Source organism: Ulvibacter sp. 2210JD10-4 (genome assembly GCF_058148525.1).
The window spans coordinates 272876-288564 of record NZ_JBYVJZ010000003.1 but is presented as its reverse complement, the minus strand read 5'-3'; the positions used below and the strand labels follow the sequence as shown (position 1 = coordinate 288564).

Here is a 15689-nt window from a genome sequence, read left to right as displayed (position 1 = left end):
GAAGTTTTGTAGTTTTATACACTTCAATATAAAATAAAAATGGCTGATCAAAAAAGACTCTTCCTGGTTGATGCTTATGCTCTTATTTTTCGCGGGTATTATGCTTTTATAAAAAACCCCAGAATTAACTCTAAAGGAATGGATACTTCGGCCATTTTAGGCTTTACCAATTCTTTACTGGATGTTATAAAACGTGAAAGACCAGATCATTTAGCGGTTTGTTTTGATAAGGGCGGAAGTGATTCCCGCAATGAAATATTTCCAGAATACAAGGCAAACAGAGATGAAACCCCCGAAGCAATAAAAATTGCGGTCCCCTATATTCAAAAGATATTAGAAGCCATGCATATTCCTATTATGGTGAAAGAAGGTTTTGAAGCTGATGACGTGATTGGAACTCTTGCCAAAAAGGCCGAAAAAGAGGGATACCAGACTTTTATGGTAACCCCGGATAAAGATTTTGCGCAATTGGTTTCTGAAAATATCTTTATGTATCGCCCGGTCTTTGGTGGTGGTTATGAAACTTGGGGAATCCCGGAAGTAAAAGCAAAGTTTGAAGTTGAAGACCCTTTACAGGTTATAGATTTTTTAGGGATGATGGGAGATAGTGCCGATAACATTCCCGGGCTTCCCGGAGTGGGAGAAAAGACTGCTAAAAAGTTTATTGCGGCCTATGGCAGTATGGAAGGCTTGCTTGCTAACACACATGAGCTAAAAGGGAAAATGAAAGAAAAGGTAGAAGCTGCTAAAGAACTTGGATTACTTTCTAAAGAGCTTGCCAGAATCCTTCTGGATGTTCCGGTGGAATTCAATGAAAAGGATTTTGAAATGTCCGACCCGGATATAGAAGGTGTAAAAGGAATATTTCAGGAATTAGAATTTAGACGCTTAACGGATAATTTTCTGAAAACCTTTGCTGAAAGCAGTAATAATGAGGAAACACCAAAAACTTCGAAAGCAGAAACACCAAAAAAAACAACTTCACAAACTGCCGGAACTGGCCAATTTTCGCTTTTTGGAGGAGATGGAGAGCCTGCTACCGAAGCTGTAAAAACAGCTAACTCACGGAATACTATTGAAACAACAGAACATTTCTACCAAACAATTCAGCCGGGAATGGGCACCAAACTGTTCATTCAAAACCTTATGAAGCAATCCAGTGTCTGTTTTGATACTGAAACTACAGGTTTAAATCCGTTAACAGCAGAACTGGTTGGAATTGCATTCTCCTGGGATGTTGGAAAGGGGTTTTATCTTCCCTTCCCGGAAAGTAAAGAAGAAGCTCAGAAAATTATTGAGCAACTTCGCCCTTTTTTCGAAAGTCAATCAATTGAGAAAGTTGGACAGAATTTAAAGTATGATATAAAAGTACTGGCCAAGTACAATGTTTCAGTAAAAGGAAAGTTATTCGACACTATGTTGGCACATTATCTCATCAATCCCGATATGCGGCATAATATGGATGTACTGGCAGAAACCTATCTTAATTATACACCTGTTTCTATTTCAGAATTAATTGGTAAAAAAGGTAAGAATCAGTTATCGATGCGAGAGGTTCCTATTGAAAAACAAACAGAGTATGCTGTGGAAGACGCAGATATTACACTTCAGTTAAAGGAACATTTCCAAAATGAATTAGGTGAGGCCAATACTCAAAAACTGTTTGATGAAATTGAGGTTCCTTTATTGCGTGTTTTGGCCGATATGGAACTGGAAGGTATCAATCTGGATAAAGATTTTCTGAAAGGATTATCTTCAGAATTGGATAATGACATTGTCAAACTGGAAAAAGCTATTTATGAAGCTGCAGGAGTAGAATTCAACATTGCTTCTCCAAAACAATTGGGCGAAATTCTATTTGATAAAATGAAATTGGTGGATAAACCGAAGAAAACCAAGACTGGTCAATATTCTACTGCTGAGGACGTGCTTTCTTACCTTGCAAAAGATCATAAGATAATTCGTGATGTCTTAGCATATCGTGGTTTATCAAAATTAAAGAGTACCTATGTAGATGCATTACCTGAACAGGTGGATCCTGTTACAAGTCGTGTACATACCGATTATATGCAAACCGTTGCCGCTACCGGAAGGCTAAGTAGTAACAATCCTAATTTACAGAATATTCCTATCCGTACGGAACGTGGTCGTGAAGTTAGAAAAGCATTTGTTCCACGAGATAAGGACTATATTTTACTTGCTGCGGATTATTCACAAATTGAACTGCGTATCATTGCAGCATTGAGTGAAGAAGAAACCATGATAAAAGCTTTTAAAAATGGAGAAGATATTCACGCCTCTACAGCTGCAAAAGTATTTAACGTACCACTAAGTGAAGTTACCCGTGAGCAACGAGGTAATGCAAAAACAGTAAATTTTGGAATTATCTATGGGGTTTCGGCATTTGGGTTAAGTAACCAGACAGATCTTTCCAGAACCGAAGCCAAAGAGTTGATCGAGACTTATTACAAAACATATCCAAAACTTCGCAATTATATGAGCGAACTAGTAGATTTTGCACGTGACAATGGTTATGTACAAACGGTATTAGGCAGACGCAGGTATTTAAAGGATATTAATTCTCGAAATGCTGTTGTGAGAGGTGCTGCGGAGCGAAATGCCGTAAATGCACCTATTCAGGGAAGTGCCGCAGATATCATTAAGATAGCGATGATCAACATTCACAAAAAAATGACCGAAGCCGGATACAAAAGTAAAATGCTGCTTCAAGTACATGACGAATTAGTATTTGATGTCTACAAAGCTGAATTGGAAGAACTTAAAATCCTCATTAAAACTGAAATGGAAGATGCTTATCAATTGGCAGTTCCTTTGGATGTTGAGCTAGGTTTAGGAGATAATTGGCTGGAGGCACATTAATAGTATAGTAGTATAACTAAAGAAAGGTGCCTTGCACAAAACAAAACACCTTATCTATGGTTAATTAGTTGACTAATTAAAAATTTTCAAAAATTAAGTTAAATGGCGTACAATAAGAAACCAACCTTACGGTATTTTCCAACGCAGGAGGCCTGGAACTGGTTCTTACTGCTACATCGGCATTTGCCAGTGTAACATCACCACTGGTCCTTTTCACCACAACATTAATACTTTCCCCATCTTCAACCAAAACAGTTAAGTAAGCTTCCTGGTTGTCTTCTATATCAAGAATAACCTGGATGTCACGATATGATACTACAAATGAGATTAGATCTTCAACGGGTAAACAACCATTATTAGCTGTAAGATTTACAAAGGTTACCAAATGAGAGGTTCTTTCCGGTTCTTCATCATCTGTGGTCATCTCTTCATCGCAAGAATATAAAAATAGTGTAAGCAAAAAAAGAATAGAGACAGTAGTTTTCATTATTTCAGTTTTTTTAAAATGGGCTCCTTATCTCGTGACCCATAATATTTTGTTAATTACAAAACATTCGGTATAATATACTTTCAATCTGTTTACCTCTGTTTCGCTATAGGTATCACTTGGGATATTTGCACTTGCCAAGATTGCATTGCTTGAATCATCCGTATCAAAAGCAGTAACCCCAATAAATTCTCCTTTTCTCAGACTAATATTAATTTCTGTGGAACTTCCATTTATTATGTCATAACTGGTTTGAACACCTTCTTCATCAATTAAATATGTAATATTCAGCGTACGACAAACATCAAAGTTGTTGTTAATTAACTGAATATTAAATTTAATAAGTGGCCTGCTTTCTTCTAATAGATCGTCTTCATCACAAGAAAACAGCAAGACAGAAAAAATTAGTAAAATGAATAACCTTTTGAATGCGTTCATAATCATCTAATTTTATTATCAATTAAAACGGGCATTCCATAAATCCTGAGAGAGTTTCTTCTTCTCCAGTATCCATATTAACAACAGTTCCTTGAAAACGCATGGAAGAGCTTAGTCCTGAATCGGTAACATCTATTGTTCCGGAACTTCCAATATATGTTTCAATAGCAACTCCATTTTCTGCAACTTGTAAAAATAATAGTGCATTACTGGGTTGATCTAAATTATCCCTTAGATTAAAAGTGGCTGTCCTGCATAAGCCACTATGTGAAACTGAAATAGTATAACTTAACCCTCCGGTAGTATAGCCTCCAGTATAAGTACAAGAAAAATTCCCTGTTTGTGTTTCTACATTACACCCACCCTGAGCATCATTGCGTACATCAAGAAATTCAACAAAATTTTCGTTTATGGAATCTCCATCATCTGAAGAATCATCATCACAGGAACCTGTTTGTAAAAAAATAAACAACGGTAAAATAAATAGTCTTAGCTTCATAATAACATACTTTAAAAAATTAAACCTCTTGTTTTAATGTTTCATAACCAACAGAGTTTGTTCTAATTATTTGATAAAATTAGGTTGCTGCCAAATGAATCCATATACCTAATTATAGGTATATACTTTAAAAAATCTCTCCAGTAAATTTGTACTAATTGCTATAGTGGTTTTAGGAAATACCTCTTTAGCTTTAAAATAATTAGTACCTTTAAAAAGCTATCCGCTTAAACCAATTATGAAAAAAATAGTATTTCTATTACTGTTCACTTCTCCTTTATTGTTTTCTCAGAACTCAAAAATTGATAGCTTAACACAATTACTAAATACCATAAAAGACCCTTTTGAAACTGCCAAAATAGAATTGCAATTAGCGTCCTTATATGAACGTGTCGATCTCACTAAAGGAAAAATGTATGCATTAAATGCCCTTTCTTATAAAGGAAATGATTCCCTTCTGGCAGAAACAAATAACCAACTTGGACGCTTTTATTTTTTTGCGGCCCAATTGGATTCTGCTTCTTTTTATTTTGAAGAAACCAAAGAAATTTTACACAGTTTGGATAGACCTAAAGAAGTTGCTGCTGTTAACATTAGCTTAGGGGCCATACAGCTTCGCCTGGGTGATTATAACAAAACCATTAAAACATTAACCGAAAGCGCTACTTTTTTTGAAGGGGTCAATGATTCCATTAATATGGGGAAATGCTATAGTAATATTGCAACTGCTTTTGCCGAATTAGACATATATCCGAAAGCTATTGAATACAGCGAAATGGCATTAGTGATTTTTAGAAATACGAACCAACAACAGTTTGAGCTAATAACATTGCCCAATTTAGCTACCCAATATTACAAAACCGGAGATACCATTACTGCTATTAAATATAATACCGAAGCAGAAAATTTGGCTATCAAGGTTAATGACAAACGTTCTTTATCAATAATTTACAATAATCTGGGGGATATTTATCTGGATAAAGATCCTTTAAAAGCAAAGGGATACTTAGAAGAGACTTTACGGCTTAAAAATGAGTTGAAACTGGTCAAAGGAATCGAGGTCACTCAAAGTAATTTAGGATATATCCATCTTAAGAATAAAGAATATAATACTGCTATTAGTTATTTTGAAAAAGCCGAAAAACAAGTAAAAGGGAAACAGCTTGTTCCTCTTTACAATAATTTAAAAGAAGCCTATAAAGGAAAAGGGGATATGACTAAGGCATTGATGTTCTCTGAAAAATCTCAAAAGCTTAATGATAGCATCTTAACTTTTGAAAGTGAAAACAATTTTCTTGAAATACAAACCAAGTATGAGAGCGAAAAGAAAGAAAAAGAAATTCTGTCACTTAAAAGTATCAATCAAGAAACAGAATACAAAAGAAAGCAAAACAGAAACCTGCTAATTGCATCTCTATTAACATTATTAGTTACACTTGGAATTATTTATTTGCTTGCAAAAAACTCCAAACGAAAGCAAGTTATAGCCTTACAAAAAGCACAGATCAAAAATCAGGAATTTGAACAAGTTTTAAAAACTCAGGAACTTAATGGTATTGACGCTATTATTAACGCTCAAGAAAAAGAAAGAAGTAAAATTGCCGCAGACCTCCATGATAATCTGGGCAGTAAAGTAGCAACATTAAAACTCTATTTGGATAGCTTTAATGATAAGGAAGGGTTTGAAAAATTTTATGAAAAGCTAAAAAGCATCATAGAAAACACATACAATGATATTCGTAAAATTGGACAAAGTAAAAATTTTGGAGCACTTATAAACAAAGGACTTATTCCATCAACCAAGGTAATTGCTAATCAAATTTCCGAATCCAAAAAAATCAGTATTAAGGTAATTAATGTTGATGTCAATAAACGTATTGAAAATACAATAGAGATTCAGATTTTCAGAATTATTCAGGAATTGCTTACCAATATCATTAAACATTCAGGAGCAACTGAAGCCATTGTACAATTTTCTGAACATGAAAATGTGCTAAATATTATTGTTGAAGACAATGGTAAAGGATTTAATCCTCAAAATTCATCCAATGGTGTAGGCTTAACCAATATTGAAAAGAGATTGGAAAAAATAAGTGGTGATATCGTAATTGATTCTACGGAAGGAAATGGCACTACCATAATTTTAAATATTCCTTTATGACAATCAATATTATTATAGCAGACGATCATCAACTTTTTATAGATGGAATTAAATCCATTCTATCTGAAGAAATAGGAATCTCAATTATCGGTGAAGCAAATAATGGCCTGGAACTCATTCAATTTATTGAAAGTGGCATGCAACCTCATATAGTTTTAACAGACATTAGAATGCCTGTATTAGATGGAATTACAGCCACACGAATGCTAACAAAAGAGCACCCAAACATAAAAGTCCTCGCTTTAAGTATGTATGATCAAAGTGTTGATGTAATTGAAATGCTGGAAGCTGGCGCTAAAGGATACGTTACTAAAAATGTAGAGAAAAAAGAACTTGTTACTGCAATTCATACACTAATAAAAGGGGAGTTTTATTTTAGTGAAAATCTTCCAAAAGATATAAAGTCATGGTTTAACAATGAACAAAACTCGCCACAAAAAAGCTTAACCCGAAGGGAAAAGGAAATACTACTGTTACTGGCTAAAGGAAGAACCAGTATCGAAATGGCGCAGCAATTGAAAATTAGTAAATACACCATCGATACACACAGGAAAAATATTCACAAGAAGCTAGGTATTAAAAGCAATACAGGCCTTGTAAATTATGTTCTAACGAACTTATAGTCATCTACTTTCTCTTCTGGTTATATACCTACAATTAGGTATATAAATTCAAGCTTACCCTTTTTAGATTTGCCTATATAATTATTCAACTTTCGATTTAGTATACCATTAATGAGGTTATATACTTTTCGATTAAATCAATTTTAATATGAAAAACCAAAGTCTGCTTCAGCTTAAAAAAGTACTTTTTATAATAATGTTGTCCTTTGTAACACCTCATCAAGCCTTTTCATTACCAGATAATGTATTAATTTTTGGTAAAAAGAAGATAGAGTTAAGCGTTTCAGAGCAAGATGCAGATATCATAGTAGATGGTAAAGTACTGGGTAAAGGCAGTCTTACAATTACAGTACCTAACAATAGTTGTATAAATGTAAAAATTGAGAAAGTAGGTTTTTTACGATATGAAGTAGAGTTTTGTAACCGTAAAGACTTGTCAAAACCTCCAAAAAAATATTTTGTGGAAATGCAAAGAGATGATGCATATGATGCTTCGGTAAGGACAGACATAGCCAATGTGGATATTGAGATAAAGACAAGAAAAGACAAGGATGCTGCCTGGAGGCTTATTAATCAAATCGTTCTTACGTACTCAGATGTAATTGAAATAACCGATAAAGAAACTGGTTATATCCGTACCGCATGGCAGCTAAAAACCTTTAGGCAAAATACCATACGAACACGCATTATCGTAAAACAATCCAATGACAACCCATTAGCATTTAAGATAAAGTTGGTAAGTGAGGAATCCCAAAGACCACTCACAAGTGTGAAATCTGATGAATTATATAGGGAATGGGATCGGGTCCTTAGAAAGTACAAAGACTTTGTCTCTGAAGCTCAATCCAGATTACAATAAGTACTCAAAAACATAGTTTATAACACAAATCGATACGTCGCCTTGATCAAAAATGTGTTCTGAGGTTGTTGCCCCAAGATTTGATCGTCTGCAAGTGCGCTAAAATTATCTTCAATATTACCTAAACCTGTTACTCCCTGAGACCATACTAAAAATATTTCGGATCCCGGAATGTACTCCCAACGCACTACCAAATTAGAGCGGAACTGTACATAGGCAAAATTAGGGTCATCAAAATTATAGTCCTCTTTACCATCCATATTTTCATCTACAGAATATACTTCATCTTCTTCCAGTAATGATATTTGATTATTATCATACCAGATCACACGATCATACAGGTCTTCTGCAATAGGATCATTCACATAATTGAAGTTTGTGTATTTTGCTTTGAAAATGAAAGGCTGTCCATAGTACTGTATGGTAAGGTCCGGATTGATCGTATAGTTGACCCTAAGAGTGGCACTTAAAGATTCATTATCTATTTCGGCAGTAATATACCGGGGTGTTCCATTGTATGAAGCCTCAGCTACGTACTGGGTCTTGTTGGGATTATCTTCATATTCTGTAGAAAGTGAAAGGCTTAATGCATCTAGCGGTTGATACCTGAACCGAAGCACGTACCTATCCAGAGAGAAATTGTCCTGTTTTGCCCTGGAGTTTACATACCCGACCGTCATATTGAATTTTTTACGCTGGTCCGTTCCTGAAAACAGAAACCAAAAATTCTCATCAGACCACCTCCAGCGTGGCCCTCCTCTTAATACTGTATTGCTGTAAATTCTTGGTTTATGGGCAGCGCCAAACTCAGTCCACCAATTATTTTTCCAATTCAAATAACTGTTAATTTCATACTGAATTCGGTTATAATTTCCTTCAAAATCATATTGAGTAAATTGATCGAATCCAATATTCGCTTGTCTGTACCAACTTGTAGGTTTGTTGAACAAACGCCGTACATTTAAATATTGAGAAATAACATCTGCCTGGCGAAGGAAGCCCAGATCGTTTAATTCTAATTCCGGAGTTTTCCAGTTTCCACCAATATAATATCTCCAATCTCCTCCTCCTCCTTTTCCAAATTGTAATCTACCGCCAGTCCCCGTTAATGATGTTTTGGTAGTATCTACACTCACATGACTTGCATCTACTCTTTGAAAAAGGTGAACTAAACTGTTTTGAGTCTCTTCAATAGCTTCTTCGCTTCCATTTACATTACTAACAACAATATCACCTAGCACATAGTACTTGCGGTCTTTCCAGTTATGCCTAAAATCAATTCCCCCTGTATATGCATTCTTTCTGAGGAAATTAAGATTATCTTCCAGCTTTCTGTTTGTCGCAGTAAAAACCCCTCCTATAAAAGAATTTCGATCGTTAAAGTCTTTTTGTGCTCTTGCTACCATGTAATTAGTCAATGGCTCTACCAAGACTTCTTCTTCAGAACCGTCTTCATTCCTTATATCAGCATATTCCTTAGAAGTAACACTTTCTAAAAAACCTACAGACCAGCCATTTTTTGTTTTCCCACTAAATTTTGCAGCACCTAAGATCGTAGAGTTTATGGGTATGTCTGCATACTCAGTATCATCTTCATAAGGATCTCCCTGAGGGCTACGACCAATCCTGCGCGAAAAGAATAAATTATCTGCTCCTCCTCCTATTCGAAAATCAAATACATTCTTGTTTTCAACAAAAAAAGGTCTTCTTTCCTGAAAGAAAATTTCAAATCCGTCTAATGAAATTGCTCCGGGATCCGCATCTACCTGTCCAAAATCCGGATTGATAGTGAGATCTAAGGTCAGGTCATTTGTAATTCCAATTTTTGCATCAACACCTCCGGATAAGCTCGTATCACTTCCATCTCTAAAAGGATTTCCTTCTTCTTCAGGATAAGTATCTAATTGTGTTAAAAGATAAGGTTGAATTTCTAATTGTTTTTGTGGTTTTAGCCCTATTAACCCTCTCAATTCTCCAAATTCACTAACCCATCCCGGAGAATTTGGCAGCACGTGCTGCCAAAGAGAGCGCTCTTCATTTCTAAAATAACGCCTTGTAGATTGTAATCCCCAAACCTGTTCTTCTTCGTTTCCAAAGCGTAATTGACTTAAAGGAATTTTTATTTCTGCAGTCCAACCTTCAGCATCAACTTGTGTTTTTGCATACCAAATCGGGTTCCAACTGGAATCCCAATTATTTCCATTATTAGAGATAAACTCATCTCCCTTTACCCCGGCAGCTGATATTGTAAAAGAAAAGCCAGTCCGGTCATCATTATAGCTGTCAATATTAAATTCCACCCAATCCCCCTCAAAACCATCACGACGTGAAAGACGCCTCACTATTTTGTCCGGCTCAGCATCAAAACAACGTACAGCTATGTATAGGTTCTTTTCATCATATACAATTTTAAACTTGGTTTGCTCGGTAGGTGCTGTCCCATTATCTGGTTGATTCTCTACATAGTCTCCTGTCCAATCCACAATGTCCCATGTAGTTTCATCAATGATCCCATCAATTTTTGGAGCAGTATTTTGTCCTATGGTTTTGGTCGTATAACTCTTTTTTTCAGGTTGAACCTGATCTGTAGAAGAGGTATTTTCAGTTTGAGAAAAGGAAGTAAAAATAAAACACGGAAACAACAAAAAAAGTAGAGAAAGCGGATGGTTCATAGTAGTTAATTTATATTGAGTTTGAAATACTAAATTCCTTCTTTATCGCCTTTTTCATTGACGACAAGACGAATATATAAGCACGCATTTGCCAAAAAAAATGAATTGTAGTGAATTTCATATTTTATGTAGTGAATTGTAATTCACTATCCTGCCCCTGTTCCTTCAATAACTACAACCTAGTTTATAAATAGACCCATTTAACGAAATTAAGTGACAGATTTATATATATTTTAAGAGAACTTTAACTTTTTTAGCATTTGAGACTTGCCATGCATTAATGATTATCTTTATATACATTTTACCAAATTATGAGAAAATTGATTTCCAAAAAAAAACCTGCCTACAAGATTTCCGATACTTTATCTGAATACCTGACCCGTCATGGAAGAAATATAAAAATCCCCATCTATTACGATGATCTGTTAAGATTTCAGGGAGCTATATCTATTTATGACAAATATGGAAATGATACACTTTGGGTTAGCACTTATTATTCTGAATCTGAGCGCGATGAAATTGAACTTAGCTTAAAAAAAATGTATACGGTTTTACATGCAGATGGAAGTGATATTGTACTTCCCTATCTAACCATTGACAGTATTGACTATTGTACTTTTGGAAATACAAAGCCTTTTAGGGTTAAAGTTCGAAATATTTTGAACGATAACTACATTTTTTTATACATAAAGAAAGCAGATGCCTCACGTATTTATGGTCTGGAGTTAGAACATCTGTTATCTCCAAACCACATTAATTTTTTAGTGCATGGAAATACATTGATCGAAGAACATATTTCTGGGATTCCGGGAGATGATTTTATTGAAAATAATCTGGACAAGTGTTCGGACCAGGATAAAAGGGAAATAGCAAAAGAATTTGTGAAATTCAACGAACGCTGTTTTGTACGCCTTTTGGGAGACATGCGTTCGTATAATTACGTAATGGTATTGACACATGATTTTGATAGAATTCAATATAGAATCAGAGCAATAGATTTTGACCAGCAGAGCTATGAAGGAAATACGAAAGTGTACAAGCCTCAGTTTTTAAAAGAGAATAACAAGTTGGTTAAAATGACCTTAGAGTCGCTTCAAGACGAGTCCATAGAGCAATACAAACGGGAAGAGCGTTCATTATTAGCTAAGAGGGCTACCAGTGAAAAAGACCGTTTAAAAGAACTGTTGGATTGTATGACCGTAGATTCCATTTCTTCCAAAGCAAAAATAAAAGAATTAAAAACCGAATTATTTAAATTGACGGGAGATGTGAATTTCAAAAAATCATCTAACATGGGAGAAATATTGAACAGTGCTCTTGATTATATTGTTAGAAACTATAAAAATGAAAATCCTTATATCATTAAATAAGTTAAAAACTTCTCATAAATAAATCAATAAAAATTTCAAAGCGTATATACTGTTTTTTACCTTTAGGCAACAATATAATATCCCTTTTTTAACAGTAATATGACCCCATGAAAATAAAAAAAGTTCTGGTTGCCAATCGAGGTGAAATTGCCATTAGAGTTTTAAGAGCCTGTACAGAGATAAACTTAAAAACCGTAGCTGTTTTTACTTATGAAGACCGTTATTCGCAACATAGATATAAAGCAGATGAAGCCTACCAAATAGGTGAAGACAACGAGCCTCTAAAACCTTATTTAAATAGCGATCAAATTATAGCTTTAGCAAAAGAAAAGCATGTAGATGCTATACATCCCGGGTATGGGTTTCTATCTGAAAATTCTGAGTTTGCCCGAAAATGTGCTGCAAATAATATCATTTTTATAGGACCGGACCCTAAAGTAATGGATTCGTTGGGAGACAAAATTACTGCTAAAAAAATTGCGCTAAAATGTAATGTTCCCATTATAAAAAGTAACACTAAAAAATTAACCTCTTTAAAAGTTGCACTTTCCGAGGCAGCTTCCATTGGATATCCCTTAATGCTTAAAGCAGCCTCCGGTGGAGGTGGAAGAGGCATGCGGATTATAAGAAATCCTAAACATCTGGAACTTTATTTTGATTCGGCTCGTAATGAAGCATTAAATGCTTTTGGTGATGATACTATGTTTTTGGAAAAATATGTGGAAGACCCTAAACATATAGAAGTACAAATTGTAGCAGATAATCATGGAAACATTCGTCATTTATATGAGCGAGACTGTTCTGTACAAAGGCGTCATCAAAAAGTAGTTGAGATTGCCCCGTCTTTTAATGTTTCAGAAAAAGTTAAGCAGGAATTATATACCTATGCACTTGCGATTGCCAAGGAAGTAAGTTATAATAATGTAGGTACTGTTGAATTTTTAGTTGATTCAGAAGACCATGTCTATTTCATTGAAGTAAATCCACGGATTCAGGTGGAACATACTGTTACCGAAATGGTAACTGGTATCGATCTCATTAAAACCCAGATATTTGTTGCCGGCGGATATAAACTTCATGACAAGCAGATAAAAATATACGAACAGGATACACTTGCCACCTATGGTTTTGCATTACAGTGCAGGCTTACCACCGAAGACCCCGAAAATGATTTTACCCCGGATTATGGTACAATTACTACTTATCGCAGTGCTTCGGGAATGGGAATACGCCTGGACGCCGGTAGTATCTACCAATCCTATAGTGTAAGCCCTTTCTTTGATTCTATGTTGGTAAAAGTTTCTGCCCATGGAAGAACATTAGATGGTGCCGTACGTAAAATGTCCCGCGCATTAAAAGAATTTCGTATTCGTGGAGTAAAGACCAATATCCGCTTTTTACAAAATGTGATTAATCATGATACTTTTAAAGAAGGAAAAGCTTCCGTAAATTTTATACAGAATACTCCTGCTTTATTTGATATAAAATTATCCCAGGACCGTACTTCAAAAATCACGAAGTATCTGGGCGAAGTTATTGTAAATACAAATCCGGACGTAAAGTTCAAAGATGACAGTAAGATTTTCAGAAATCCGAAAGTTCCAAAATTCGATCCTTTTTCCGAATACCCTAAAGGATCTAAAGACCTACTTACAGAATTAGGACCCGAAAAATTCTGTGCCTGGCTGAAAGCTGAAAAAAAGATACATTATACCGACACCACCTTTCGAGATGCACATCAATCTTTACTGGCAACCCGAATGCGTTCACAAGATATGCTGAAAGTAGCCGAAAGTTTTGCAAAAAACCACCCAAATACTTTTAGTATAGAAATGTGGGGAGGAGCTACGTTTGATGTATGCCTTCGGTTTCTAAATGAAAGCCCCTGGACACGTTTAAGAGAATTGCGGGCCTTGATACCAAATGTTCTTTTCCAAATGCTGCTACGAGGTTCCAACGGAGTTGGTTATAAAGCATATCCTGATAATTTGATTGAAAAGTTCGTCGAGAAATCCTGGGAAAACGGAATTGATATTTTTAGAATTTTCGATTCTCTAAACTGGGTAAAGGCAATGGAGCCCAGCATTAGTTATGTACGAAATAAAACAGGTGGAATTGCTGAAGCAGCCATTAGTTATACAGGTGACATCCTGGACCCAAAAGAAACCAAATACAATTTAAAATACTACATACAACTTGCTAAAGACCTGGAAAATGCGGGTGCGCATATGATCGCTATCAAAGATATGGCAGGTTTGTTAAAACCATATGCAGCAACAGAATTGGTGAGTGCATTAAAAGATTCACTGAATATTCCTTTGCATTTGCATACACATGATACCTCATCCATCCAATCTGCAACATATCTAAAAGCCATTGAAGCTGGCGTGGATGTTGTAGATGTAGCTTTAGGAGGTCTTTCGGGCCTTACATCACAACCTAATTTTAATTCGGTGGTGGAAATGATGCAACTGCAAGAGCGAGCTCATGCCTTTGATATAGATACGCTCAATCAATTTTCAAACTACTGGGAAGATGTAAGAGAAATGTACTATCCTTTTGAATCCGGTTTAAAATCCGGTACTGCAGAGGTATACCAACATGAAATTCCTGGAGGACAATATTCCAATTTACGCCCACAAGCTATAGCACTAGGGCTAGGAGATCGTTTTGATGAAGTAAAAAAAATGTATGCCCGGGTAAATGATATGTTCGGAAATTTAATAAAAGTAACCCCCAGTTCTAAAGTAGTAGGTGATATGGCAATATTTATGGTGACCAATGACCTGTTTCCTGAAGATGTAATGGAGCGGGGCCATGAGATCTCCTTCCCGGAATCTGTGATCAATTTCTTCAAAGGTGATTTGGGACAGCCTTTGGGTGGTTTCCCGAAGGAACTTCAGAAAATAGTACTGAAAAATAACAAAGCTTATACAGACAGACCCAACGCACACCTTACCCCTATCGATTTTGATGAAGAGTATAGAGCCTTTCATAAAAAATTTCAAAAAGGGTTTACCAGGCCTATCGAATTTGAAGATTTTCTATCCTATAGTTTATATCCGCGAGTTTTTGAACAAGCCCATGAAAAGTATAAACTCTATGGAAATCTGGCTATTTTACCAACCATTAATTTCTTCTATGGAATGAAAATAGGAGAAGAAACCTTAATTGAGCTGGAACCCGGAAAGACCATTATTGTAAAGTTACTTTCGGTGGGAAATGCCGATGAAGAAGGTATTCGAATTATTTTCTTTAAAGTGAATGGAGAAAACAGGTTCGTGGAAATTAAGGATACTTCCCTCAATATTAAAAAAGAGGAAAATGTAAAAGCAGACCCTGCAGATACTAACCAAATGGGAGCTCCGTTACAAGGGATGTTATATAAAGTATTGGTGAAAAAAGGACAGGAAGTAAAAGAAAACGATCATCTTTTTATCATTGAAGCCATGAAAATGGAAACTACTGTAACTGCTACAAAAGCTGGCAAAATAAAGTCAATCACTTTAAAATCGGGCACCATGGTAATGAAGGATGATTTGATTGTTACTTTAGAGTAATAAAATTGCATTTACATATTCAAAAAATCATCCTTAAAAAACGGGATATACTTGCTAATTCCTTTCAAAAAAATAAAAGATAGACATCTTGTTTTTCAAATAAATAATAGTACATTTGCACCCCGATTTATCCAAAAGAA

Annotated in this window: 10 protein-coding genes; 6 read left to right on the top strand and 4 right to left on the bottom strand. The window is 35.4% G+C overall.

Annotated elements, in window-relative coordinates:
* Positions 1-39 precede the first annotated feature (39 nt).
* Positions 40-2880, top strand: coding sequence for a DNA polymerase I (gene polA, locus ACY2RT_RS09300; RefSeq protein WP_490155638.1), 2841 nt, complete (start codon positions 40-42; stop codon positions 2878-2880).
* Positions 2881-2956: 76 nt separating this feature from the next.
* Here polA and ACY2RT_RS09295 read toward each other — a convergent pair whose 3' ends face one another.
* From ACY2RT_RS09295 to ACY2RT_RS09285, 3 genes are read right to left on the bottom strand one after another with little or no spacing between them, the layout of a single operon-like run.
* Positions 2957-3367 carry a hypothetical protein gene (locus tag ACY2RT_RS09295; RefSeq protein WP_490155637.1) on the bottom strand — a complete coding sequence of 137 codons (411 nt, stop codon included), beginning with the start codon at positions 3365-3367 and terminating at the stop codon, positions 2957-2959.
* Positions 3368-3394: 27 nt separating this feature from the next.
* Positions 3395-3805 (bottom strand): hypothetical protein, encoded by a 411-nt coding sequence (locus tag ACY2RT_RS09290; RefSeq protein WP_490155636.1) that lies wholly within the window; start codon positions 3803-3805, stop codon positions 3395-3397.
* A gap of 22 nt (positions 3806-3827) precedes the next feature.
* Positions 3828-4304 carry a hypothetical protein gene (locus ACY2RT_RS09285; RefSeq protein WP_490155635.1) on the bottom strand — a complete coding sequence of 159 codons (477 nt, stop codon included), beginning with the start codon at positions 4302-4304 and terminating at the stop codon, positions 3828-3830.
* Positions 4305-4542: 238 nt separating this feature from the next.
* On the opposite strand from ACY2RT_RS09285, the gene ACY2RT_RS09280 reads away from it, so the two are divergent.
* The 3 genes from ACY2RT_RS09280 to ACY2RT_RS09270 all read left to right on the top strand — a co-directional run bounded on the left by ACY2RT_RS09280 (position 4543) and on the right by ACY2RT_RS09270 (position 7947).
* Positions 4543-6465: an ATP-binding protein gene (locus ACY2RT_RS09280; protein ID WP_490155634.1), complete on the top strand. Its 1923-nt coding sequence runs from the start codon at positions 4543-4545 to the stop codon at positions 6463-6465.
* Complete coding sequence (locus tag ACY2RT_RS09275) at positions 6462-7088, top strand: response regulator (protein WP_490155633.1); 627 nt, start codon at positions 6462-6464, stop codon at positions 7086-7088. The genes ACY2RT_RS09280 and ACY2RT_RS09275 overlap by 4 nt, the downstream gene beginning before the upstream one ends.
* Positions 7089-7236: 148 nt before the next feature.
* Complete coding sequence (locus ACY2RT_RS09270) at positions 7237-7947, top strand: hypothetical protein (protein ID WP_490155632.1); 711 nt, start codon at positions 7237-7239, stop codon at positions 7945-7947.
* Positions 7948-7964: 17 nt separating this feature from the next.
* Here the strand turns inward: ACY2RT_RS09270 and ACY2RT_RS09265 are convergent, their stop codons facing one another.
* Positions 7965-10619 (bottom strand): DUF5916 domain-containing protein, encoded by a 2655-nt coding sequence (locus ACY2RT_RS09265; RefSeq protein WP_490155631.1) that lies wholly within the window; start codon positions 10617-10619, stop codon positions 7965-7967.
* A 311-nt stretch (positions 10620-10930) separates the two neighbouring features.
* On the opposite strand from ACY2RT_RS09265, the gene ACY2RT_RS09260 reads away from it, so the two are divergent.
* Entirely contained in the window at positions 10931-11989 is a 1059-nt protein-coding gene (locus ACY2RT_RS09260; protein ID WP_490155630.1) for a hypothetical protein, read from the top strand.
* Positions 11990-12096: 107 nt separating this feature from the next.
* On the top strand, positions 12097-15549 hold the full coding sequence (locus ACY2RT_RS09255; RefSeq protein ID WP_490155629.1) for a pyruvate carboxylase: 3453 nt from the start codon (positions 12097-12099) through the stop codon (positions 15547-15549).
* Positions 15550-15689 lie beyond the last annotated feature (140 nt).